The sequence below is a fragment of the Ferroplasma sp. Type II genome (genome assembly GCF_000496155.1).
In genome coordinates this window covers 12,477-36,536 of sequence record NZ_KI542801.1, presented here as the reverse complement: position 1 = coordinate 36,536, position 24,060 = coordinate 12,477, and the positions used below count along the sequence as shown (strand labels likewise).

The 24,060-nt window shown below is 37.0% G+C and carries 31 protein-coding genes and 1 tRNA gene; 25 read left to right on the top strand and 7 right to left on the bottom strand.

The window, feature by feature from the left end:
• Positions 1-42 precede the first annotated feature (42 nt).
• Positions 43-801 (top strand): exodeoxyribonuclease III, encoded by a 759-nt coding sequence (locus tag AMDU4_RS12295; RefSeq protein ID WP_021788275.1) that lies wholly within the window; start codon positions 43-45, stop codon positions 799-801.
• Positions 802-867: 66 nt separating this feature from the next.
• On the opposite strand, the gene AMDU4_RS12290 is transcribed toward AMDU4_RS12295, so the two are convergent.
• Positions 868-1,476 carry a sulfite oxidase-like oxidoreductase gene (locus AMDU4_RS12290; protein ID WP_290705329.1) on the bottom strand — a complete coding sequence of 203 codons (609 nt, stop codon included), beginning with the start codon at positions 1,474-1,476 and terminating at the stop codon, positions 868-870.
• Positions 1,477-1,600: 124 nt separating this feature from the next.
• Here AMDU4_RS12290 and AMDU4_RS12285 point away from each other — a divergent pair, with 124 nt between their 5' ends.
• The 14 genes from AMDU4_RS12285 to rsmA all read left to right on the top strand — a co-directional run bounded on the left by AMDU4_RS12285 (position 1,601) and on the right by rsmA (position 10,051).
• Positions 1,601-2,203 carry a hypothetical protein gene (locus AMDU4_RS12285; RefSeq protein ID WP_021788273.1) on the top strand — a complete coding sequence of 201 codons (603 nt, stop codon included), beginning with the start codon at positions 1,601-1,603 and terminating at the stop codon, positions 2,201-2,203.
• Between the two features lie 37 nt (positions 2,204-2,240).
• Entirely contained in the window at positions 2,241-2,477 is a 237-nt protein-coding gene (locus tag AMDU4_RS12280) for a hypothetical protein (RefSeq protein WP_290705326.1), read from the top strand.
• 41 nt (positions 2,478-2,518) lie between these two features.
• A complete protein-coding gene (locus AMDU4_RS12275) occupies positions 2,519-3,631 on the top strand; it encodes an MFS transporter (RefSeq protein ID WP_021788272.1) in 1,113 nt (370 codons plus the stop codon).
• Positions 3,632-3,660: 29 nt separating this feature from the next.
• Entirely contained in the window at positions 3,661-4,353 is a 693-nt protein-coding gene (locus tag AMDU4_RS12270) for a ribosome assembly factor SBDS (protein ID WP_021788271.1), read from the top strand.
• Positions 4,354-4,460: 107 nt separating this feature from the next.
• Positions 4,461-5,129 carry an exosome complex RNA-binding protein Rrp4 gene (gene rrp4, locus AMDU4_RS12265; RefSeq protein ID WP_021788270.1) on the top strand — a complete coding sequence of 223 codons (669 nt, stop codon included), beginning with the start codon at positions 4,461-4,463 and terminating at the stop codon, positions 5,127-5,129.
• Entirely contained in the window at positions 5,129-5,851 is a 723-nt protein-coding gene (gene rrp41, locus AMDU4_RS12260) for an exosome complex exonuclease Rrp41 (RefSeq protein ID WP_021788269.1), read from the top strand. The genes rrp4 and rrp41 overlap by 1 nt, the downstream gene beginning before the upstream one ends.
• Positions 5,852-5,853: 2 nt before the next feature.
• Positions 5,854-6,636 carry an exosome complex protein Rrp42 gene (gene rrp42 / locus AMDU4_RS12255; RefSeq protein ID WP_021788268.1) on the top strand — a complete coding sequence of 261 codons (783 nt, stop codon included), beginning with the start codon at positions 5,854-5,856 and terminating at the stop codon, positions 6,634-6,636.
• Between the two features lie 4 nt (positions 6,637-6,640).
• Positions 6,641-6,898 carry a 50S ribosomal protein L37ae gene (locus AMDU4_RS12250; protein ID WP_021788267.1) on the top strand — a complete coding sequence of 86 codons (258 nt, stop codon included), beginning with the start codon at positions 6,641-6,643 and terminating at the stop codon, positions 6,896-6,898.
• Positions 6,891-7,022, top strand: coding sequence for a DNA-directed RNA polymerase subunit P (locus AMDU4_RS12245; RefSeq protein ID WP_290705322.1), 132 nt, complete (start codon positions 6,891-6,893; stop codon positions 7,020-7,022). Before AMDU4_RS12250 ends, AMDU4_RS12245 begins: the two co-directional genes overlap by 8 nt.
• 13 nt (positions 7,023-7,035) lie before the next feature.
• Entirely contained in the window at positions 7,036-8,178 is a 1,143-nt protein-coding gene (locus tag AMDU4_RS12240; protein ID WP_021788266.1) for a tRNA pseudouridine(54/55) synthase Pus10, read from the top strand.
• A gap of 15 nt (positions 8,179-8,193) precedes the next feature.
• The gene (locus tag AMDU4_RS12235; protein ID WP_290705319.1) at positions 8,194-8,481 is read left to right on the top strand and encodes a 50S ribosomal protein L21e; all 288 of its coding nucleotides are present in this window, start codon (positions 8,194-8,196) and stop codon (positions 8,479-8,481) included.
• Complete coding sequence (locus tag AMDU4_RS12230) at positions 8,478-8,786, top strand: hypothetical protein (RefSeq protein ID WP_021788264.1); 309 nt, start codon at positions 8,478-8,480, stop codon at positions 8,784-8,786. The genes AMDU4_RS12235 and AMDU4_RS12230 overlap by 4 nt, the downstream gene beginning before the upstream one ends.
• Positions 8,787-9,335 (top strand): DUF655 domain-containing protein, encoded by a 549-nt coding sequence (locus tag AMDU4_RS12225; protein ID WP_021788263.1) that lies wholly within the window; start codon positions 8,787-8,789, stop codon positions 9,333-9,335.
• On the top strand, positions 9,332-10,051 hold the full coding sequence (gene rsmA / locus AMDU4_RS12220; protein WP_021788262.1) for a 16S rRNA (adenine(1518)-N(6)/adenine(1519)-N(6))-dimethyltransferase RsmA: 720 nt from the start codon (positions 9,332-9,334) through the stop codon (positions 10,049-10,051). Before AMDU4_RS12225 ends, rsmA begins: the two co-directional genes overlap by 4 nt.
• On the opposite strand, the gene AMDU4_RS12215 is transcribed toward rsmA, so the two are convergent.
• Positions 10,029-10,874 (bottom strand): SPFH domain-containing protein, encoded by an 846-nt coding sequence (locus AMDU4_RS12215; RefSeq protein ID WP_021788261.1) that lies wholly within the window; start codon positions 10,872-10,874, stop codon positions 10,029-10,031. The two genes, rsmA and AMDU4_RS12215, sit on opposite strands and share 23 nt — an antisense overlap.
• A 145-nt stretch (positions 10,875-11,019) precedes the next feature.
• On the opposite strand from AMDU4_RS12215, the gene AMDU4_RS12210 reads away from it, so the two are divergent.
• The 8 genes from AMDU4_RS12210 (at position 11,020) to AMDU4_RS12175 (ending at position 18,867) form a co-directional block, all read left to right on the top strand.
• Positions 11,020-12,075 (top strand): hydroxymethylglutaryl-CoA synthase, encoded by a 1,056-nt coding sequence (locus AMDU4_RS12210; protein WP_021788260.1) that lies wholly within the window; start codon positions 11,020-11,022, stop codon positions 12,073-12,075.
• A complete protein-coding gene (locus tag AMDU4_RS12205) occupies positions 12,020-13,231 on the top strand; it encodes a thiolase domain-containing protein (protein WP_342765610.1) in 1,212 nt (403 codons plus the stop codon). The genes AMDU4_RS12210 and AMDU4_RS12205 overlap by 56 nt, the downstream gene beginning before the upstream one ends.
• 1 nt (position 13,232) lies before the next feature.
• A complete protein-coding gene (locus tag AMDU4_RS12200; RefSeq protein WP_021788258.1) occupies positions 13,233-13,637 on the top strand; it encodes a Zn-ribbon domain-containing OB-fold protein in 405 nt (134 codons plus the stop codon).
• Positions 13,638-13,731: 94 nt separating this feature from the next.
• Entirely contained in the window at positions 13,732-14,547 is an 816-nt protein-coding gene (locus AMDU4_RS12195; protein WP_021788257.1) for a menaquinone biosynthesis family protein, read from the top strand.
• A gap of 126 nt (positions 14,548-14,673) precedes the next feature.
• Positions 14,674-16,170 (top strand): cytochrome ubiquinol oxidase subunit I, encoded by a 1,497-nt coding sequence (locus AMDU4_RS12190; protein ID WP_021788256.1) that lies wholly within the window; start codon positions 14,674-14,676, stop codon positions 16,168-16,170.
• 5 nt (positions 16,171-16,175) lie between these two features.
• Entirely contained in the window at positions 16,176-17,246 is a 1,071-nt protein-coding gene (locus AMDU4_RS12185; RefSeq protein WP_021788255.1) for a hypothetical protein, read from the top strand.
• Positions 17,247-17,287: 41 nt separating this feature from the next.
• Positions 17,288-17,360, top strand: a tRNA-Pro gene (locus AMDU4_RS12180).
• Between the two features lie 376 nt (positions 17,361-17,736).
• A complete protein-coding gene (locus AMDU4_RS12175; RefSeq protein WP_290705309.1) occupies positions 17,737-18,867 on the top strand; it encodes a hypothetical protein in 1,131 nt (376 codons plus the stop codon).
• A 699-nt stretch (positions 18,868-19,566) separates the two neighbouring features.
• Here AMDU4_RS12175 and AMDU4_RS12170 read toward each other — a convergent pair.
• Positions 19,567-19,776, bottom strand: coding sequence for a CDGSH iron-sulfur domain-containing protein (locus AMDU4_RS12170; RefSeq protein WP_021788252.1), 210 nt, complete (start codon positions 19,774-19,776; stop codon positions 19,567-19,569).
• A gap of 88 nt (positions 19,777-19,864) precedes the next feature.
• Here AMDU4_RS12170 and AMDU4_RS12165 point away from each other — a divergent pair, with 88 nt between their 5' ends.
• Together AMDU4_RS12165 and AMDU4_RS12160 are read left to right on the top strand one after the other, a co-directional pair.
• Positions 19,865-21,235, top strand: a complete 1,371-nt coding sequence (locus tag AMDU4_RS12165) for an NAD(P)H-hydrate dehydratase (protein WP_290705306.1) — start codon at positions 19,865-19,867, stop codon at positions 21,233-21,235.
• A gap of 23 nt (positions 21,236-21,258) precedes the next feature.
• Complete coding sequence (locus AMDU4_RS12160) at positions 21,259-22,431, top strand: AMP-binding protein (RefSeq protein WP_021788250.1); 1,173 nt, start codon at positions 21,259-21,261, stop codon at positions 22,429-22,431.
• Here the strand turns inward: AMDU4_RS12160 and AMDU4_RS12155 are convergent.
• The 4 genes from AMDU4_RS12155 to AMDU4_RS12140 form a co-directional block, all read right to left on the bottom strand.
• The gene (locus tag AMDU4_RS12155) at positions 22,419-22,895 is read right to left on the bottom strand and encodes a hypothetical protein (protein WP_021788249.1); all 477 of its coding nucleotides are present in this window, start codon (positions 22,893-22,895) and stop codon (positions 22,419-22,421) included. The genes AMDU4_RS12160 and AMDU4_RS12155 overlap by 13 nt on opposite strands.
• A gap of 69 nt (positions 22,896-22,964) precedes the next feature.
• A complete protein-coding gene (locus AMDU4_RS12150) occupies positions 22,965-23,321 on the bottom strand; it encodes a MarR family transcriptional regulator (RefSeq protein ID WP_021788248.1) in 357 nt (118 codons plus the stop codon).
• A 102-nt stretch (positions 23,322-23,423) separates the two neighbouring features.
• Entirely contained in the window at positions 23,424-23,681 is a 258-nt protein-coding gene (locus AMDU4_RS12145) for a UPF0147 family protein (protein WP_021788247.1), read from the bottom strand.
• A gap of 4 nt (positions 23,682-23,685) precedes the next feature.
• A complete protein-coding gene (locus AMDU4_RS12140) occupies positions 23,686-23,985 on the bottom strand; it encodes an Lrp/AsnC ligand binding domain-containing protein (protein ID WP_021788246.1) in 300 nt (99 codons plus the stop codon).
• Positions 23,986-24,060: the final 75 nt, after the last annotated feature.

The window sequence follows — 24,060 nt, the reverse complement described above, 5'->3', positions numbered from 1 at the left end:
TTCAATAATTTGTTTTATATACTTTATAATTATAACAGCACTGTGAAAATCTTATCGTGGAACGTCAATGGCATCAGGGCTGCGGTCAAAAATGGGATTATAGCCACTCTAGAAAGTGAGAATGCACATATTGTCCTCATGCAGGAAGTAAAGGCTGATAAACTATCTATACCAGAAGAGATACACCACTTAGGCTATAAAATATACATAAATTCAGCCGATAAAAAGGGATATAGTGGAACAATGGCACTGTCAAAAGAGGAACCAATAAGCTATTCAGAAAATATGGGAGACAGTGTGCAAGATCCCGAGGGAAGAACACAGACGCTTGAATTTGAGAATTTTTACCTGATAAATTCATATTTCCCAAATTCACAACGCGGGCTTCCAAGGCTTGATTACAAAATTCAATTCAATAAAAGAATATTAAAATATATGGACAGCCTGAGGGAGAAAAAACCAGTTGTCATTACAGGAGATTTTAATGTTGCCCATGAGAATATAGATATAGCAAGGCCTAAAGGAAATGAGAGGAATGCGGGGTTTACTATTGAGGAGCGTGATTCCATGACTGAGATTCTGTCGCATGGTTATGTGGACACATATAGATATTTCCATAAGGAACCTGGGCACTATTCCTGGTGGTCCTATCGTTTCAATGCCCGTGAAAAGAACATAGGCTGGAGATTAGACTATTTCCTTGTCAGTGATAATTTTATTGGAAATGTTCAGGATTCACTGATACTGGAAAATGTTACAGGATCAGATCACGCCCCGGTGGAATTGCTGATAAAGCAATAAAACGTGAAATATTAATTTCATAAATCTTTTTATTATAGACCTAAAAATAATTTTTCAGTGATAATTCTATTTATCCACTTCAGAATGCCTCCGTATTTTTTTCCATTCAAAGCCCTTGAAACGCTCCTGGTCCTCTACCCTTCCCCTTTCATGATACCCATAAGCCTCCCAGTAGCCATCTTCATACTTTTCAATCAGCCTTATCTCTGTAACCCATTTTGCACTTTTCCATCCATACAAAGATGGCATAAACGGCCTCGCAGGAAATCCATGCTTCACTCCTAGTGGCTTATCATCTATTTTCAATGCCAGTATACTTTTGTCATCCACAGCATCATTAAATGGAATTGGGGTATCGTATCCATCGGCACAGACAAACATTACCCATTCCGCCTCCGGTAACGGTTCTGAATTCATAATGATATCCCTTAGAGAAGGTCCGGTAAATTTTGCATCCCTTATGGACCATTTTGTGACACAGTTGAAATCAGAAATGTATTCAATTCCGGGCATTTTATTCAGTTCTCTGTAAGTATATTCCGCTGGTTTATTCACAAGCCCAGTGACTTTCAAAGACCATTTGTTCTGATCTATGGCAGGGCCATCAAGTGCATCATATATAATCCATTTATCCACATAGTGTTGTCCTGGATTTTTAACTTCTATCTTTTCCATTGGCTTTACCATATTCATTTCGTATTTAACAATTTTTTAAAAACAATTTAGACTATTAAGGCTACAGACCGGGTTTGCGGAAGATAAGCCATTACTTTTTTATAACACGGAACTATAACCTACTATGCTGGCATTATATCTTTTGCTTCCAGTTGCAATAGTTGGCCTTTCCATATTGATTGCCGTTCTTCACATGGTAGCACCTGATCACTGGACACCAATACTCTCATATTCGCTCCATAAAAAATTTAAAAGTAAGGAAACAGGGGTTCTTTCCTTTGGCCTTGGCTTAATTCATGGCATATTCTCCTCCATATTATCCTTTGCAATAGCCATATTCGGCGTGTATTTTTTTCCCCAATTCGACATAAAGATATTCGCCGTTGCATTGCTTGTGTTTGTGGCGGCATATATAATTTTGAATGCAAGGCACGAGGAAAAATCGCAGGAATCAAAGGGAAATGAGATTGAGAAATCCATATTGTTAGTAAGCATAATACCTGATCCCGCAATTGTCCCAATAATATTAATAGCTGTAGTTTACGGCATGCACTTTGTCTATATCACAATGTCCCTTTTTGTCCTGTCGTCTGCTCTTGCCCTTCTCCTTATAACACTGGTTCTCAGCAAATTTCTGATGAAAAAACTTGCCACGTTAACACCCAAGAAAATAGATTATCTGGTTGCAATAATACTGCTATTAACCACCGTGTTTGTATTATTTTGATTCAAAAATATTTTTTATCATAATATAATCATGGATAATGTTAATAGGGGTTTTGACCATTTACGGTTCCGTTGTTCTTGCCATAATGATGGTTTTCTATCTTCTGGAATCGCGGTCTCCCGTATATTCCCTTCTCTTTGGGATCATGTGCTTCGGCTCAGCCATTTATGGAATACTTGCCGGGGTGTATCCATTCGGTGTCATAGAATCTATATGGGGAATATTTTCAGTTCACCGTTTCATTAAACGAATCAGGGTGCCCGAAAAACAATAGCCGGACAAAAACATTTATATTAGCTAAATAATTTTTCTTCAATGAAGAAGGGATACATGATAATTGGAATCATTATAATGTCATTTAATTCACTTTATCAGTATTCATGGAATGTTTTTGAGCCATTACTTAAAACAGGATTAAATGTTTCCCTTGTTCAGATAGAGGTTGCCTTCACGCTTTTTGCTATTTTCTCTACTGGATTTCAGGGCATAGGCGGTTATTTTGCCGATAAAAACGGACCCAGAAACGTTGGAATACTTTCTGCTGTCTTATCATCCACTGGATTTTTAGGCACGTCATTTATCCATAGCCTGTATCTTTTTTATATATTGTGGTCACTGGGCAGCATTGGTGAAGGCATACTTTACGGTATATCCACAAATCTTGCAGTTAAATGGTTCAAGGGGAGGAGAGGTTTTGCAGTAGGTTTTGTATCACTGGGTTTTGGCCTGGGCGCAGCGGTTGCAAATATATTCATAGCAGAGGCTGTTTCCTTCAGGACACCTATGCTGATAATAGGGGTTTCAGAGATAATTATACTGCCAGTTCTATTGATGAAGGCCAAATACCCGGAAACTGAAACACTGACTGGTGAAAAAACATCAAAAAATCTTAAGAACAAAAGATTCTGGATACTGTATATCTCATTTATACTGGGTGCAGTTCCCCTGATAGTAGTTTCTGCCTCATTTGGATATATAGGGGAAACATTGCCACTGGTGGAATTTACTATACTTGTCTCTCTTTTCCCCTTGCTCAGTGGTGTAAGCAGGCCCATACTTGGGTATATATCAGATTTGATAGGTAGAATAAAAGTTGTAATGCTGATAGACCTATTTCTTATTCTCGGATCGATATTTTTAATTTTCAGGCTATACATTTTTGCCATCATTTTTATAGGATTTTTCGGTGGTGCCATGATTTCCATGTATTTTTCACTGGTTGGAGATATATTCGGGTCAAAGTTCTCAACGGCAAACAACGGAGTATTCTATACCGGAAAGGCAATATCCGGGTTTATAGGCAGCACTATATTTGCGGCACTATTTATCCTGAATCACAATATCTCCTTTTTATTTGTCCTGATATCCAGCATAGGTGCAATATTATTCCTTATTGCTTCTGTGCCTAAAGGAAAAATAAAAGTATAATTTTTTATTTAAATAAATGATTATCAACAATGGTAAATACAGATGAGGCAGTTATAGCACGATTTGAATACAATGGCTATCGATTCGAAATTCTCGTTGATCCTAATGCAGCTTCCCGTATACGTGAGGGGAAAATAGATATTGAAAACGATCTTGCTATTCCTGAGGTATTCAAGGACGCCAAGAAAGGTGAAAGGACTAATGAAGAAATACTTAAACATGTTTTTAAAACAACCGATATAGGGCAGATTGCAATAGAAATAGTAAAAAGAGGACAGATACAGCTTACTACAGAACAGAGAAAGGAAATACTGGAAATGAAAAGAAAACAGGTCATTAATGAAATTGTCCGGGAGGCAATAAATCCACAAACAAATACGCCAATACCAGTAATAAGAATAGAGGAAGCCATGGAAGAGGCAAAGGTAAGGATTGATCCGTTTAAGGGTGTGGAGGAACAGGTTCAGATGGTTCTCAAGGCAATAAGGCCATTAATACCAATAAGGATGGAAAAAGCAAGGCTCGCTGTCAGGCTTTCAGGGGACGCATACGGGCGCCTTTACGGTGATATTTCAAGAATGGGCACAATATTGAAGGAGGAGTGGTCAAATGCAGGAGATTACATATGCGTTGTAGAGATACCGGCAGGAATGCAGGGAGACCTTATAGACCTTGTTAACAGAAAAACCAATGGGGAGGCTGATATAAAGTTATTAAAATGATTTTTAAACATTACTATTATTAAAATGGTTTATATATTATTTTAAGATTAATCGCAAAGATAAATATAATACGAAAGTATATTTCATAAAGTAAAAGGTGTATTCAATTGGAAACAAAAAAAATAGTTTATCCCGGGGATAAAATAGAAGTAGAGGAACTAAAACCCCGAAATGGCATGTATGAATATAATTCAGAATTTTTTTCTGAATACTTCGGAGTGATTCAGGAAAGCGAGCGATTTATTGATGTGGCTCCATTCAACAGCCCATATCTGCCCAGGGCAAATGACAAGATAATTGGGAAGATAATGGACATAGGTCCTACAATGTGGACTGTAGACATAAATTCGCCCTATTACTCACTTCTCCATATGAACGATACGCCCTGGCATGTTTCATCAGGTGACCTGGAGCGTTACCTGAAAGTGGGTGATTATGTTTATGCAAGGATCTCAGTATCCAATGAAATAAAAGAGAGCTGGATATCTTTGAGAGATAGCGGGATGAGAAAGCTAGAAACAGGAAGAGTTATATCGGTAAAACCCCCAAAGGTTCCACGTGTTATTGGAAAGGGAGGGAACATGATAAATATTATAAAAAACTATACCGATACAAAAATAATTGTCGGGCAGAACGGATTTATATGGATAGACGGCGACCTTGAAAACGTGAAAAAAGCCATTAATGCTATCAGGCTTGTAGAAAAGGAAGCACATACCATAGGATTAACCGACAGAATGGAAGAATACCTCAAGAATATGAAAGGTGAAAATTAATGGAAGGAAATGTAAAACTAATTAGAGATGATGGGCTCAGACTGGATGGGCGGGCACTTAATGAAATGCGTCCCATAAAAATTCAAACAGGCGTTGTGGACCGTGCTGACGGATCAGCATTTATAGAATGGGGCGCAAATAAAATTATTGTTGCTGTGTACGTAAGAGAAGCATACCCGAAACACGCCCAGAATATCGACAGAGCAATAGTTAAGGCAAGATACAATATGTCAGGATACTCAGTAGAGGAAAGAAAACGTCCCGGCCCGGACAGGAGAACAATGGAGATATCAAAGGTTGTTTCAGAAGCCCTTTCTTCAGCAATAGTACTTGAAAAGCTTCCAAGAGCCGAGGTTGATGTGTTCATACAGGTGCTCGAGGCTGATGCAGGCACAAGAATAGCAAGCCTTACAGCATCATCTGTGGCTGTAGCGGACGCAGGCGTCCCAATGAGGGACCTTGTTGTGGGATGCACGGCCGGAAAGGTAGATGGCAAAGTAGTACTTGATCTTTCAAAGGATGAGGACAATTTTGGCCAGGCAGATATACCAATGGCAATTTTGCCAAGGACAGGAAAGGTAGTACTGCTTCAACTGGACGGGAATGTGACCGAAGAAGAATTTAACGAGGCCACATCAATGATGATGAATGCAATGCCAAGGATTTCGGAATTGCAGAGAAATGCTTTGATGAGCAAATACAGTATAGAGGATGGTGAATAAAAATGCCTATGGATTCAAGTGCAGTATTATCTGAAATAAGGAAAGGATTTATACTGGAAAGCATAAAAACAGGGAAACGCCTTGATGGAAGGGGACTTCAGGATTACCGTGAAATAAAAATCACGGAAAATTTTGTTCCCAAGGCAGCAGGGTCGGCTATGGTTGAAATTGGAAAAACAAAGGTAGTGGCAGGAATAAAGGTCGAGGAAGGCGAACCCTTTGAGGATTCTCCGGACAGTGGTGTAATGGCACTGAACATAGAATTGCTTCCAATGGCCTTTCCAACCTTCGAATCTGGACCGCCAAGTGAGCAGGCAATAGAATACTCCCGTGTGGTTGACAGGGGAATCAGGGAAAGCAAGATGGTAGACACCTCAAAGCTGGTAATAGAGTCTGGCAAAAAAGTGTGGATGATCTTTGTGGATATAGATGTTCTGAACTATGATGGCAATATAATAGACGCTGCCACGCTGGCTGCCGTTACGGCATTGAAAAATACTGTTGTTCCCGCATCCAGAATCGGGAAGAAAGATTATGCCCTTCCTGTTAATGCAACACCAGTATCAGTGACCATGGTTAAAATAGGGGACGAACTTGTATGCGATCCGGATCTAGAGGAGGAACAGGTTTCCAATGGAAGAATAACCGTAACCATATCGGAGGATCATAACATCCACGCCATGCAAAAGGGAGATATAGGAGAACTTTCACTGGAAGAAATAAGAAAAGCTATAAAAACATCGAGTAATATAGGTAACAAATTAAGAGAAACACATTTAAGGTGAATATATGACAAAACATACAGTAAAAGTAGGGGCTTCAGGCCGTTTCGGGCCAAGATATGGTGTTACAGTAAGGAAAGCATGGAACAAGATATACAAGCAGAAAACCAGCTTTTATACATGTCCTTCATGCAAGCAGAAAAAGGTTAAAAGGATTGCAAATGGAATATGGGAATGCAGGCACTGCAGCTACAAATTTGCTGGTGGTTCCTACACCCCAGAATACAGCAGCGAGACCGTAAAGGAGATAAATAACCATGTATAAATGTATTAGATGTGGAAGACAGCTTGAAAAATCCTTCGGCACAACAGATATAGAATGTGAATGTGGATCGAGGGTATTCATCAAGGAAAGGCCTAGCATAGAAAAAATAGTGAAGTCCAGATAATTTTTATTTTTTTATGAACGATTTTAAGGATTTATTTACTGATAACCTGTGCATAAGGTGTACCGGACGTATTTTTGCAAATGTTGATTCCGGTCTTACAAACTTTGAGAGGGGAACAAGGCTTGCTTTTGCCTATAAATCATTTTACGGACCATTTGAGGAGTCTAATACCTGCAGAATATGCAATGGAGTTTTCGATGAATTGGATAAATATTATAATATGGTTAATGATGTTATTGGCAAAAAAGAATACAAAACATTCTTAATCGGATCGAAATTTGACCCAGACACAATTCTTGAAGAAGAAAAAATACAGAATAAATACGGAAATAAGGGCGAAAGCATAAAAAAAGAATTTAACCGTGAATTTGGAAAATATTTTTCAGGCATTTCTGGCAAGGAATTTTCAAAGGATGCAGATATTACAGTAGAAATAAATACCATTTACGATAATGTGAATTTGATCATAAAGCCATTATATATCTATGGAACATACATAAAAAAGAGAAGGGACATCCCACAAACAAGATGGATAAATGGAAGTGGTGATTCACTGGAATCACTTATAGGTGAAAAGCTTTTAAAATTCACTGGTGGGAACAATTACAAATTACACGGTTCAGGCAGGGAAGATGTAGATGTGATGATGCTTGGCAATGGCAGGGAATTTGTAATGGAGGTAGACTGTCCAGAGATTAGAAACTTTTCCCTGAACGAGTTCATGGACGAAGTGAATAATTCAGGAGATAACATATATATATCAAACCTGGAATTCACAGACAGGAAAAGAATAAGGGAGATAAAGGAGGCTATATATGATAAAACCTATGTGGCAACTATAGAATTTGAAAATCCAGTAGACGAAAAAAAACTTCACGAATCTACTGATAAATTCAAAAATTTAACTATATCCCAGAGGACACCAACAAGAGTTATAGGCAATCGATCTGATCTTATAAGGAAAAAAGAAATAAAATATATAAATATAGAAGATATACATGATAAGGAAGCCATATTAAAAATCAGGACACAATCCGGGACATATATAAAGGAGCTGATAAATGGGGATAACGGGAGAACAGTGCCAAGTCTCTCCTCTGTCTATGGATCTGAATTAAAGGTAAAGTGCCTGGATGTATTAAAAATAGAGAGGTGAATAAGGATGACAAGAATGTCTAATGGAACCAGATCAGGTTCAAGAAGTAAGTTAACAAAGAAGATAAAACAAAGAGGAATGCCTAAGGTTAATAGCCTTTTAAAGAAATTCGAAATTGGTGAAACGGTTGCCGTTGTCATAGATCCAGCGATACAAAATGGAATGCCATTTCACAACTTTCAGGGAAGAACAGGGAAAATAACAGGAATGCAGGGTAATTGCTACATTCTGAAAATAAAAATCGGAAACACAGAAAGAAAAATAATATCTGCACCTGTTCATCTCAAGAGGTTAACTCAATGAAAATAACCTATAAAACCAATAACGAAGTTTACAATATGCTAATGGAAATTGAAGACAGGACTCCAAATGAAAATGACACACTTGCATACGTTGAAAAATTCTTGAAATACAGTAAAGATACAGATATGAAGCAGCTTTACAATGATATAAGCAAGGTCCATAAACTCCCAAAGGAGGCTATAATTAAAATTATAGACATAAAGCCTTCCACATCAGAGGAACTGGTGGCAATATTGAACTCATATAGTGTTACTGTAGATGACAAAGTTTTAGATAGTATATTAGATATACTCAAGGTTTTATAAATGGAAGAATATGCCTATATTATAGATTATCTGCCCCAGGGGAGAGCAGAGGATAAAAATTTCCGCAAATCTCCACTCATACTGGCAATCGGTGAAAACGAATTCAAACTGTTAGAAATTCTTCCGAAACCGGATGCCGTAATCACAGTTGGTGATAAGATATATATAGGGAAATCACCGGAAAAAAGAGATAAGATAATATCCATAAAACGGAGAATTACTTATAAGGAATTGACAAGTGCAGCAATCAGTGAACTTCCATATACAATAGAAAATATAATTGATGATAATCCACAGAGATTCGTTGATTTTTTTAACAATTCGGAGGCAATAAATACAAGAATGCACACGCTCGAGCTTCTACCCGGATTAGGGAATAAGAGCATGTGGACTGTTCTTGAAGAGAGAAAAAAGGAGCCCTTCAAGTCCTTTGATGATATAACGGAAAGGGTAAAAAGTGTACACAACCCAAAGAAAATGATTGTTAACAGAATTATGGATGAACTGCAGAACAGGTACGAAAAATATAAACTGTTTGTTGCAAAATGACCGGAAATTTTTCTAAAAAATATGGGCAGGTATTTTTAAATGATAAAAATATTGCTGCCAAGGAAGTAAGGCTGCTGGGTGTAAATCCCCACGACCATGTTCTTGAAATTGGCCCAGGCAATGGAATATTGACAGATATTCTGATTAATCTTCCCATAGAACTTACTGCTATTGAACCAGATCACAGATTTTATGAAAATCTAAGTATAAAATATTCTGAACAGAGAAGATCAGGCAAATTCCATATTATCAAGGAAAATTTTCTGGATACAAAACCATCATACTATAATCATATTATAGGCAATATTCCATATAACTTATCCTCACCAATATTATTTAAAATTCTGGATTTTGATTTTGACTCTTCCATACTCATGGTCCAGAAAGAATTCGCTCTAAGGCTTGTTGCAAAACCTGGGACAAAGGATTATTCCAGGCTCACCATCAATGCCGCTGTGAGATCAAATATTAATATTCTTTTCAATGTTACCAGAAAAGTTTTTTTACCTGTTCCTGGGGTAGATTCCGCAGTTATATCCATAGTAAAAAAACCATTTGATGTTGATATTCAAAATTTTGATAAATTCCTTGTAAAAATATTTTCAATGAGAAGAAAAAAATTATCCACAATATTAAATTATAATGGCCCATTCAATGAAAAAAGGCCTGGAGAGCTGGATATAAATCAGTTACTTATGGTTTACTCCCAGATATAGTGCTATTGCCTACATTTCCTGTACTCTTGCTAAGGATGTTATTGAGGGCAGTTGCCGTAAAGAACTGTGATGTATCTCCAACAGTAGGCACATTCTGTGGTATCATTATGAGTGAACCTTTTCCTTCAAGCCCTATCTGATAAACTATATCCATCCATCTCAGCTGGAAAGCGGTTGGATTGTTTGCATACTGTTTTGCGGCATCAACCATCTTTCCCGCAGCTTCAACTTCAGCCAGTGCAAGGGTAACCCTGGATCTTCTTTCCCTTTCTGCTGCTGCCTGCCTTGACATAGCGTCCTGCAGAGTTTGTGGGACAAGCACATCTCTTATTTCTACGGATGATACCTTTACTCCCCAGTGTTCTGTTTTTTCATCAATTATCTGCCTTGCTGCTTCTCCAACTTTCTCTCTTTCTGATAATATTTCATCGAACGAGGATTTTCCCAGAACTTCCCTCAGTGTTGTCTGTGCTGCAAGTTGTGTTGCGGCTGCATAGTTTTCAACATTTAGAATGGCCTTGTCTGGATCAATGATCTGGAAATACATTACTGCATCAACATTCACAGGAACATTATCCTGAGTAAATGTAGACTCAGTTTTAAAGGCCACTGCCTGTATCCTGGTTGAAAGCACTACTGTAATCTTACTTATAATAGGCGTTACATAAACTAATCCCGGTCCTTTTAATCCTGTATATCTTCCCAGGGTTAAAACCGGCGCTCTCTGCCACTCTTTCAAAATATGAATTCCTGACAATATAATTGCCACAATTATTACCAGAACAAGAATCAAAATTACTTCTCCTACATCAATAGCTACCATAGTATCACAATGGGAAATCGTATATAAATATTTTTAAAGTATTTTTATTGGTATACTTGCAGAAAGAAAAGATTTTCCATATAGTACGGCAGTTAACGAATTATTAAACGTGAATTTTTATATATGCCCTTATACTTATCCAATTATGTCTGGAATTGTAAGCTATGGGTCATATGTTCCCATATATAGAATTAAGCCAGAGGAAATAGCCAGGATATGGGGCGACGATCCGGAAAAAATGAAAAATAATCTTTTTATACTCAGTAAATCGGTACCCTCACCTGATGAGGATGTAGCATCCATATCAGTCGAGGCTGCAAGAAATGCACTTAAAAGAAAAAAAATTAACCCTCATGATATTGGAGCAATATATGTCGGTTCTGAATCTCATCCCTATGCTGTGAAACCCACTGCTACAATAGTAGCTGCCGCAATAGGCATGCCCCTTGAGTATTTCGCTGCAGATTATGAATTTGCATGCAAGGCAGGTACGGCCGGAATGCAGAATGTCAAGGCAATGGTTGATGCAGATTATATAAAATATGGCATAGCTATTGGATCAGATACCTCGCAGGGAGCTCCAGGAGACGCTCTTGAATATAGTGCATCGGCTGGTGGTACCGCAGTGATTATTGGAAAGGATGATGTAATAGCAGAGATTAATGATACATTATCAGTATCCACGGACACCCCTGATTTCTGGAGAAGGGAAGGAGAGCCCTATCCAAGGCACGGTGAGAGATTTACCGGAGAACCGGGGTATTTCAAGCATGTCATATCCGCAGCAAAGGCAATGATGTCCAGGATGGGAACAAAAAGCAGTGATTATGATCATGTTGTGTTCCATCAACCCAATGGGAAATTTCCCACAAGGGTTGCAAAAATGCTGGGTTTTACTGAGGAACAGTATAAAACTGGCCTGTTAACGCCATATATCGGAAACACTTATTCCGGTTCTACAATGACCGGATTGTCCGCCATACTGGATGAAGCCAAACCTGGAGACAGGATACTTGCAGTTTCCTTCGGTTCAGGTGCCGGATCGGATGCCTTTGATATTACTATAACAGATAATATGAAAAGCTATAAACATGAAAATGCCCCTGGCGTCAGAAAAATGATAGAAAATGTAAAGTTCATAGATTATGCTATGTATACGAAATTCAGAAAAATGCTTATTATGGGTGAGAGTTTTGAGTAATGAAGTTTATATTATCGGTGCTGGAGAAACAAAATTCGGGGAATTGTGGAACAAATCACTTAGGAATCTGGCAGTTGAAGCCGGATTAAAGGCTATTGAAGATGCTGGAATTTATTCCAGGGACGTGGATGCAATTTATGGCGCAAACTCACTTGCTGGCGTTATAAATCAGCAGGAAAATATAGGTGCCCTGATAGCAGACTTTTCAGGATTGTCTGCTGACGGCATTCCATCCTTAAGGATAGAATCATCCACAGCTTCGGGCGGAGCTGCATTAAGGGATGCTTATCTATCCATAAAATCTGGAGAATACGATGTTGTAGTCGTCGGTGGTGTAGAAAAAATGACAGATATACACGGAAATGACATCCTTGAGAAATCATCATCAATACTTGACCGCGAGTGGGAAGCATTCTTCGGTGCAACACCTGCAGCAATGGCAGCACTCATAGCCAGAAAATACATGCACGATTTCAACGTTGAAAAAGAAGCTTTATCGATGTTTTCAGTAAATGATCATCTGAACGGTTCAAAGAATCCAGATGCACAGTTCAGAAACAAGTTGACGATACAGCAGGCAATGAACGCAACTGCTGTTGCCGACCCCCTTAATATGATGGACTGTTCCCCTCTGAGTGACGGTGCGGCAGCACTGGTTCTGGCATCTGAGAGTTACACGAAAAAGAATAATCGTGAAGGTATCCGCATATTAAGTTCTGCAGTGGCAGAAGACTATCTCGCTGTCGGTTCAAGGAAATCTATATACACATTAAATTCAACAAAACTTGCGGTGGAAAAAGCATTCCGTAAAGCACAGATAAAAAGGAGTGACATATCATTCATGGAAGTTCATGACTCATTTTCAATATATGGCCTATTAGAACTGGAAGACCTGGGATTCGCGGAAAAGGGGAAAGCAAAGGATCTTGTATACGATGAAATAAAACTGGATGGAAGTATTCCGGTAAATCCCTCAGGCGGACTGAAAGCCAAAGGAGATCCATACGGTGCTGTTGGTGTTGGGCAGGCAGTGGATGCATATAAGCAACTAATGGGCAAAGCTGGCGATAACCAGATAAAGGATGCAGGGTACGCTCTTATCCATAACATGGCTGGAACCGGGTCATCCTCTGTAATACATATACTGGGTGAATAAAATGACAGAATTATCAAGAATTTGGAGAGAGACAGAATATAGATACAATCTTATTGGATTTAAATGCAAGAATTGCGGGAACTCATATTTTCCTCCAAGGGACATATGCCCCACATGCCACAGAGAATCTATAGGAAAAATGGAAAAGGTAAAATTCAGTGGAAATGGTGAAGTATTATCCTATACTATTGTACATGATGCACCGCCCTCTTTCAAAAGGCAGGTTCCCTATGTTCTAGCCCTTATAAAATTGGTAGAAGGCCCTGTTATAACTGCTCAAATAGTCGATTGCGCACCTGAGGATGTTGATATAGGAACAAAGGTACATACAGTCTTCAGAAAGATTCGCCAGGATGGGGAAAGTGGTATAATAGAATATGGATATAAATTTGTTATAGATTCATAGACTATTCGCATAACTAAATATTTCAACTCCTAATTTTTTCCTGGAAATATTCCATAATAAAAAACGCTTTTAACCTTATTGCAATATAATACTCATGAAAATGTTGATAGCACACACACCTGATCCAGACGACGCCTTTATGTTTTATGCAATGTTTGAGCACAAGATAGAAACATCATTTGATTATGATCAGGTAGTAAAGGACATAGAAACTCTTAACAAAGAATCAGTTGACGCAAAATATGATGTAACGGCAATATCGGCAAATGGGTACATGCACGTCTCCGATAAATATGATCTGACAACATCAGGGGCAAGCTTTGGTTTATCCTATGGACCGCAGGTAATAGCCAAAAAGAAAATTGACCTGAAGGGCAAAACTATAGCCAGTCCCGGTAAATATACTTCTGCAGAACTGTTGTACAGAATGTTTGCGCCAGAAGCTGGTAAATTTAAAGAGGTACGCTTTGACAAAATAGTGAATGCTATTATGAACGATGAAGTTGACGCAGGAATCCTTATACATGATGAACAATTGACATTTCAGGAAAAGGGACTGGTACCGGTGTTAGGTCTTTACGATGAATGGAAAAAATATGCAGGCGATCTCCCCATACCTCTGGGGTTTAATGCTATAAGGAAAGACATGCCTCTGGAAGATAAACTGAAATACAAAAAAGACTTTGAAAACTCAATAAAGTATGCAATGGAACACGAAACAGATGCGGTAAAATACGCTATGAAATATTCAAGGTACGACAACTTTGATCTCGAAAGGAAGTTCATTTTAATGTATGTAAATGATCTTTCCATAGATTTTGGCGAGAGGGGCAGAAAAGCTCTAGATCTGTATTATAAAAGAGCCGCCGATAAAAACATAATTAAACCCTTTAAACCAACCATAGTTTAAATATCTTAAATTATTAATGCATTATTTATGATAAATATTTCACAATAATGATATTTTAATAATATTTAGTTAGTCTGGGAATAAAATTAACTTTAAATATGATTTTGTAATTTTCCGCCGATAAACATGTCCATATCATATCCAGTTTGGGATAGTGCAATGTTCGCTTATACTATATCAGCGCATATACTGCTGGTATCTTTGAGCATGGGTCTGGCAATAATGGTAACTATTGCCGAATTTCTCGCACTCAAGAAGAAGGACAAATATTATGACACACTTGCATATAAACTATCAAAGGCCCTTGTAATATTCTTTGCGGTAGGAACCGCCTCAGGAACAGTGATGGCTATGGAATTATTCCTGTTCTGGCCATCTTTCATGAAGCTGGTGGGAGAGGTTTCTATGGGGCCATTTTATGTTGAGGTGTTCTCTTTCCTTCTGGAGGCCATAGCTCTTCCAATGTATGTATATTTCTGGAAGGATTTCAAAAACAGGTGGGAGCACTGGGGTTTAAGCCTTGCAGTTACAATAGGAACATATCTTTCAGCATTTACCGTTACTGAAATAAACGCATGGATGAACACTCCTAATGGATTTAATGTGGCCAAATTTGTAACTACCGGCCAGGTAACAAATGTAAATCCATTCGCACCCTTTATTACTGCCTCAACCGCTGCGGAAGAACTTCACATGTCCGGTGCTGTATATTATGCAGGTATAGCAATGATTCTTGCGTATTTGATATATAAATATCTGAAAACAACCAATATGTCTGAAAAAATGATCTACAGGAGAGGAATAAATATAGCGGCTGTTTTCATGATATTAGATATTATATATCTCGGTGCTACAGGTTCAGAAGAACTATCAACATTACTGGTTATAGAACCAATAAAATACGCCGCACTGGAATTGGATTTGCATGCAACAATAGGAACCTCGTTTGCTACCATGGCACCGGAACATATATTTGGCATTCTTATAAATCATAAACTGGCTTACGCCCCATCACTTCCATACGCACAGTCTTTGCTTGCTTTTCCATTTACCTTCGGAAAGGGTCATATTCCCGGGCTTATCCCTTTAACAACATATCATGGTGTAACTGATTATGGCGTATGGCCACCATACATAGTGCATGACACATTAGACCTCATGGTCGGTTTCGGTGTCCTGATGGGGCTCTACTGGCTATACGTTGTAGTACAGTATTTCAGGAAGAAAGACCCATTAAGCCACAGATTTACACTTCTTGGTGGAATAGCAGCTGCAATAATGGGTGTATTTACCATGGAAGATGGCTGGTACACTGCCGAAGTTGGAAGAGTTCCATTTATAATAAGATCACCGGTTCCAGGCGGTTTTGTTGTCAATGGTGTAAAATATTATGGAACAATGACAATTGCACAGGCCGCATCAACTTCACCAGCTGTTTTCCCTCTTGGAATAGCCATTATCGCATTCTATCTGATAATATTCCCGGCAACATTTTATTTCGCTGCCAAAGTAATGAAATTGTCAAATGTAGAAGAAGACCTCAAACTTGGCGAGGACGACATAAAAATGGAAGATGAAAGAAGGAGCAGGAAATCCGTTTCTGCAAAAGCAGGTATGAGGTGAATTAAATGGCAAACTTAATTTATGGCTTAAATTTCGACGTACTATTCTTAATTGTGGTAATAGCTTCAATGGTTGCAATGTTTTCAACAGAACTGATGGCCGTGGTTCCAATTGCAATGAGGTTTAAGGACAACAAAATAAGGATAAACGTTTTATCCTACATTGTCCCAGTTTGGGAAGTGGTTGGCACGTTTTTTGTCCTCTGGCTGGTAGATATGGAGAATATAATCCCTGTACTGATGCCATCAATAGCATATTCCCTGTTCCTGTTATTTGCAATTTTCATATTCTTCCTCGTGGTGAGAAACTCTTTTATCATATACGCGGAATTTGTATGGCATGAAAACAAATATTTTGATGAAAGGAAATTGTACATCGTATATTCTGTTGCAACGTTTATAATGGGTATTATGGCGCTTTCAATCCTGGCAGCAATTTCCAGTGGATACGGAGTTCACATTTATGGCTATGGCAAATTTTCAAATATACCATATTCTAGCAGTTATACCAATTTCGGGGTATTATATTCACATCCTGGTGTGATAGGCTTCATTATCGGGGCACTTATACTGGCAAATGGAATAGGAATGGTATTTTACCGTCTTACGGATATAAAAACAACAGTAGGAAAATTCCTTCCCTTGATACTGGTTGTAATAGGCCTCGCTATATTTATGCCCTCATATTACTCAATTACAGCCAGGGATTATACATTAAACAATGCATTTATAGGAATACCCATAGTACTGGCTTTGGTAATACCGTTGCTGTATGCCTTTAAGGGGACAACTTACCTTGCTTCCTATAAGCCATTTGTTGTAATCCTGACCATAATATCTGTGGCTTTCCTTGAACTGAAGCAGTATCCATATGTGTTTGGAAATGCAAATATGGCGGCATATATACCTGCAGTGACAACCAACTCTGCGATGGAATATCTTGCTTTTATAATATCCGTCGTTGGTGGTATATGGCTCGTACTGATGATGATATATTATGCCTACGTATCAAACCACAGAATTGCAAAGTTCATACCAGAACATTCCACTGCGGAAAAAACGGCCGAAACAAAATAATAAATATAAATTTTAAATACCTTTTTAAACTCTACTGTTAAGGGGCTGTGGGGTAGCTTGGCATCCTACGGGCTTTGGGAGCCTGAGACTCCGATTCAAATTCGGGCAGCCCCATTTAATTTATGGGAATATGAATAAGAACGAAAAAATAACACCACTTTATAAACTAATATTTAAAACCTTAACTCCGCAATTTTTTAGGGAATACGTCGGTTTATATGTTTTTATCCATTTTTTTAACACTTGCAGATATCTTATTCAATGTTTCCTGACTTTCCTATCACTGTAAACAAATAATAAACTTATCTATATTCACATGACCCAACCAGATCTGCGGACGCGATTATCTATTTCTTTGGCAAAACACCAGTTGTTTTTGGAAGGATATCTCTGGGAAATTATAATGGAATATAGTACTATATTATTTATTACTAAATTATTTATTAATATTGTTACCGATATATATATATATTCATACGTTTATATCATTATGAATAGAAAGAAGGTAATAATAGGTGTGTTAATGGCAGCAATATTTGTAATGGTGGCTTTTATTCCTTTAGCAAATAATATTCCCACTGATAAAGGCAATACAGGTGTTAATAGTATTTCACCCCAGATTGCCATAAGCAAATATGTTATAAACAAATCTCCTGCTGCAAAGGGCAATATAAATTCAAACATATCAAATAAAATAGCAATATCATTTTCCACCTGGTACATAAAGAATCATGCTCAGGACAAACTCCCTCCAATATCATCAAAAACTGGATCTATGCTATTCAGAGAATATCTTAACCAATCAATAGCAGGAAAGGCATATATTATGAGACTTACAAATATTGAAAAATCATCATTCAATTACAGCAACAGAATGGCAGTGAATTCTGTTGAATCAATCCTGCATACTGGACATAATGTTCCATCTAAAATACAAACTGGCAATTCAACTTCTTATGTTATTAACATAAAGCCGGACCTTCCTGGTGGTGTAACATCAGACAGTGGAACCTGGGTAATGGTCTCTATTAACTATTTTGTATATCATGCACCGTGGTGGCTTGGCGGGTGGAGCGTAACATATGGTCAACAGGATAATTTCAATGAATTATGGGCAGGACAGACAGCACAGAAACAATACAACAACTTTGAATCATATATGACGTTGGGTGGATTACTAAGTGGCACTGCCGCATCTGGTATTACTGCCTATTTAGTAGCAGACGCAATAGCTGGTACAAGTGTAGGTTCACGTGCAGGTCTGGTTGGAGCAATAGTGGGGGGAGTAGTTGCAGTGTTAATGGGATTCGCAATTTATAAAGTTGAAAATGCTATGACTCAGTTATATGAATCAACGTATGCTAATGAACCAAGCGGGAATAAATATATCTGGACATACATGCAAAATGATTATTATTATCCATCGGTGACAGTTGCGGGTTCTCTAGCTTCTTCTATAGGATTTTATGGGCACCTATCCAATGGGAATCTAGTAACATTATGGCCAGCTATACCATTTGTAGCGGTCGGGTCATTGACAGGTGTCGTAATCAGTAGTTATTTCGCCTCCTATACAAATTATATAGAAAACAAGTACGGTGATAATACATGGGTGAACTAATAATCTTTTATTTTTATTTCATATCTGTTTATATAGCACTTTCAGTTATCCTTCTATTACAGATCATTAAATTTAAGGCTAAAACGCTTCCAAAAAAAGATAAATATATTTTATTATCCCTAGTTTTTTTGATGATTTTAAATGTTATTGTGCTTCTTATAATAGCGTATCCATACTCGTCCCAAATGTTTAAATATGACTCGTATTTATCCCATCAAATTGGGAACATTGCTATATTTAGTGTAATAGAACTTATAGTTGTACTAACAGTTGTACTAACAGTTGCAATTTTACAAATTAATTCAAAAAATAATAAGTCACTTAATAAATAGTGAGACAAAATTATCTTATTGAGTTATATACATATTAAAAGAAGAATTGAAAGAGATCTATAGGAAATAATGGCAGAATGGCAAAGATGAAAGACGGGGGAGAAACTTGCCATAATAAAGGAGATAGAGGGAAGATAGAGCTTATTAATTCGGTTGGTTTTGTATCATTTAACATAAATTTTCAAATCCCTTCCATATTATTGATTTTTTTAATTCTCAACGTTTGTAGAAACTCCTTTTAATATAATTTTGTAAATTTAATATATGATAAAATAATATTCCACCGCCGCAGTGATGATATTTATAAATAAATGATTTAATGATTAATGACGGGCAAGCTGAGCGGTAAAAAAGTAAATTTTTATAATTATTCTTTCTTATAAAAAGAACTTATTTCAATTCTGTTGCCGTTATGGTCATAAACGTATAATTTACTTCCTTCATCTGTCGTTTTCATATGATGGCCATCGCAATATGGCTTGTTCTCTGAAAGTCCACATGCGCACAGATGGAGTTCTTTATCACCAACTTTTATCAGATATGGTTTATCACTTTCATGCATTACTACCCTTGACATAATTAAATATTATGAATTGATATATATTTTTGGTGTATTTTTATCGGCTACTCAGTCACATTTAAGTATGCTTATATAATCTTTTTTTATGGATTATCTGGATGAAAAATGTATGGATATTAACTATGCCAGGATTTATGGAGATACATATGAACTTATGAAAAATGCTGGAAAAGCACTCTCAGATTTTGTAATAAGCATGGTTCCTCCAGGAAAATCAATAGCCATAATATGCGGTACTGGAAATAACGCTGGCGACGGCATATGCTCCGGTGAATTTCTCCGTAAAAGATACAGGGTTTCTGTTGTATTAATAAAAGGGATAAATGGGTTAAAAACACCAGAAGCCAGAAGGGCCATAAATGAATATGAGGGGCAATATTATGATATATCATCAGTAGATAGTATTATTTCCGAATCGGATATAATAATAGACTCAATATTCGGAATAGGAATAAACGGTGAACCGAGGAAACCATATGATGGTGTAATTGATATAATGAACAAAAGTGGCAAACCAATAATATCTGTGGACGTTCCCTCTGGATTCCCAACAGATATACAAATAAAGCCCCAGTATACAATCACATTTACAGATATTAAAAATGGCATGAATCCTTCAAACAGCGGTAAAATTATAGTTACCGACATAGGCATACCAGATGATGTGAAATCTATTTCCGGTCCTGGGGACATGGTTTATATGCCCATTTCTACCCCGGAATCTCATAAAGGCATGAATGGAACCGTCGGAATTCTGGCCGGTTGGGAATTTTCAGGTGCTGCAGTCATGTCATCCCTATCAGCATATAACACAGGAACAGATCTTGTAAAGGTATTTTCAAATGATGCAAATAGATCAATAATACTCTCATATAATCCAGGTTTAATGTTTTACCCGGTAAAAGATAAGGTTTTTGACATATCTGGATTAGATGCCCTGCTCATTGGCCCAGGAATGGGTAAAACAGATGAAGCACGAAGTTTAATGGAATATGCAGTAAATAATTACCCGGGGCAATTAATCCTGGATGCCGATGCCCTCAAAATTATAAAACCCTCAAAAATTGCAGGCAGAAATGCCATAATAACACCTCATAAAGCAGAATTTACTGCATTTACCGGATTACCACCAACTGAAGAAAATGCCATAGAAACCGCCAGAAAATACGGAATCGTAATTTTATTAAAGGGAAGCAGGGATATAATCACCAACGGTGAAACAACCACATATTCATATGGGGGAAACAGCCGCATGACTATGGGAGGTACAGGTGATGCACTAGCCGGCATAGTGGCCGGTATTGCTTCCAGAAAAGTCAATCCATTCAGGTCTGCGGTGTTGGGATCCTTTATTAACAAAAGATGCGCCGAGATGTCATTTGAAAAATATGGGTATTATTATGGCATAATGGATATGATAGACAATATAAAAAATATTTTGCATAATAAAATTTAAACCTATTTAATGATTATATCATGATGATTGAGGCAGTAAATGGCCATGTAAACATTCCGGATATGTCAATATACTCCCTTCTGCAAAAAAATGCTGAGGTAAATGGAAGCAAGCCAGTAATAATATTTTATGATAAATATATTACATACGCAAAATTGCTTAAATATGTGGATTCTATGGCATATCAGCTTGAGCATCTCTTGAACGTCAGGAAAGGGGATACAATAGGCATTTGGATGGATTATTCTCCACAATATGTTATTTCCATAATATCATCCATGAAAATCGGTGCCCGCATTCTAATAATTGATGGGAATATTGATGAAAAAATAGTAAATGCATATACTGATAAATACGGCATAAAGGTAATGATAATATGTAAAAAATTTGCAGAAAAAGCAAATAATGAAAGAATAAAATATATAATATCAGATCCAAATGATTTTCTTACACTGGGAAAAGCCATAGTCAATAATATCTGGAACCGGTCACCTGTGAAATACGGGAAAAACGTACTGAAATTCTATGAATTTATATACAGTGATAACAGCTCCAAAATTTCAGAAACATCAGATTCTCACAGCATCATGTTTCATATAGATGGTAAGCTGTTGACCTTCAGGGTGAAAGATATTATAGCACCAACTTTCCTGATCAATTACTGGCTTCCAAAATTTGATGGCAAGCCCATATTTTATTCACAAATAAATCATTCAACACCACTGGGGCTCATATACTCAATAACCCTGCCAATATCATTCTCTGGAACCATTGCAATAAACAAATTTAATAATATATCCAGGAATAGTCCCGATTTTATAATAGGAAATCCAATATTTTATTCGACCATAGTAGAAAAGAAAATAAATATCAATAGTGCAAAATATTGTATAATGCCCTTCTTCGACCCTAAAATTGAGGATGTTTTTAATAAATATACTAAAATTCCGTTGATAATGGGCAGATCGGATCAATACACACTTACAACGCACATGAACCCCTTCGATGATATCAGGAAAGGGTCACTAGGGCTGCCTCTTAATTACGTTGAATGCACTGTAGGAAAGGAAAACCAGCTGGTTGTCAGAACTCCTTACCTCCCTGTAATCTACGAAAGCGGAGAAAAAAAAGAATATGAATGGTATGATACTCATTTTATGGTAAAAATTATAGATAATTATTATTATGCATTTTGATTGAGGTACCTTGAATTATATTTTTCCAGCAACTGTCCGAATAAAAGTGCAAGGAAGAAATTCACCACAATATATGTTACAAAATAAAATATTGTCCCGTACAGGCCATCTATGCCAAGACTGTATGCTGTTATTATGACAAAAAATACAAGCCAGTATGCGAGTACCATGAATTTTATCTTTCCGTTCAGTGTGTTTCTCGGGATAATGTCGAAATACTTTGCAAGAAGCAGGGAATAAAACACCCCGAAAAACATGCCCAGTATGAATATGTCACGTACCTGTGAAACAGAAAACACAGTAAATAATAGAGATAGTTCTTTTGAAGTAATAGGTAGGCCATATGCATATGCCAGTTCTCCTGAAAAGATGTAGATTATTATTACATTTACGATGGAAGCAATAATGAAGTAAATAAAACCGGATTTTAATCCTGCTATGACCCCATCCTTAATAGATGACATAGCTGTATATGTAAATATATGATTAATATTTTTATATACTAAAAATTGTGTTTATAAAAATTGGATTATTTAATCCTTAAAATTTTTCAGTTGATTTATGGTATTGTTTATTTCATCAATCTTTTTTTCACGTTCGTTTATTATCTCCTCAAGTATCTCATTGAAATCCTTGGATAACTTATAGCCATGTATAGGCCGACCTTTGCCTTCCTTTTTCATGTTTCTCTTCACAATCCAATTTTTTCTTCGCAACCATTGCATAGCGATAGATACCTCAGGCTGTCTTAATCCCGTTTCCCTTTCTATCTCAACAGACGTTATTTCTCCCTTGTCTTTGATATAAACTAAAGTGTATGCCACACTTCTCGGTATGTCAGACACCATTAGATATTTAGCCAACTTGTTAACTTCTTCAGAAAGCGTCATTTTAATCGTATAATAATATTATAATGTTATATATATTTAACTATACAAAAAAAAATTAATATATAATAAAATTCATATTCTTCCAGGATAATATGGATATATTCAAGATTTGGAAAGTGCTTCCAGTTTGCTGATTATAGTATATATGGCAGCCCTGCCATGTGATGGAACATTTGGATCATTTGAGATATCATCAAGTTCTGATATGACAGTGGCACACCTGAGATCAAGACTTTCTTTATTGTCCTTCATTTTCTCTTTTGCTTCGGAAGACGTTTTTCTTACATTTCTTGGTATGGACGAATCATCTTCCAGTTCATCCATCAATGCCAAAACTTCATTAAACAAATTTTCATCCATTCTATCACCTCATATAGATATCCTTAATGATGGATAGTACCATCATCGTTTTAGATTTCCTTATTCCCTGTATTGAATTAAGGTTATTAACTATGAACTTTTCAAGAGCTATATAATCAGGGAATCGGACTTTTATTATTAAATCATATTCGCCTGTAACAACAAAGACTTCTTCCACATTCTTGTTTTCTCCTATAATCCTTCCGATTGTATCAACATGGTTGACATCCGCCTCTATTCCTATCAACGCCGTTATGATTTTATTATCATAATATTCCCTAAAATTTGTTATCTCTGCCTCCATTAATTCACCTGGGTATATTCATAATTATCTCAATACTCATAATATTTTCTAATATATAATTAATCATCTTAATAA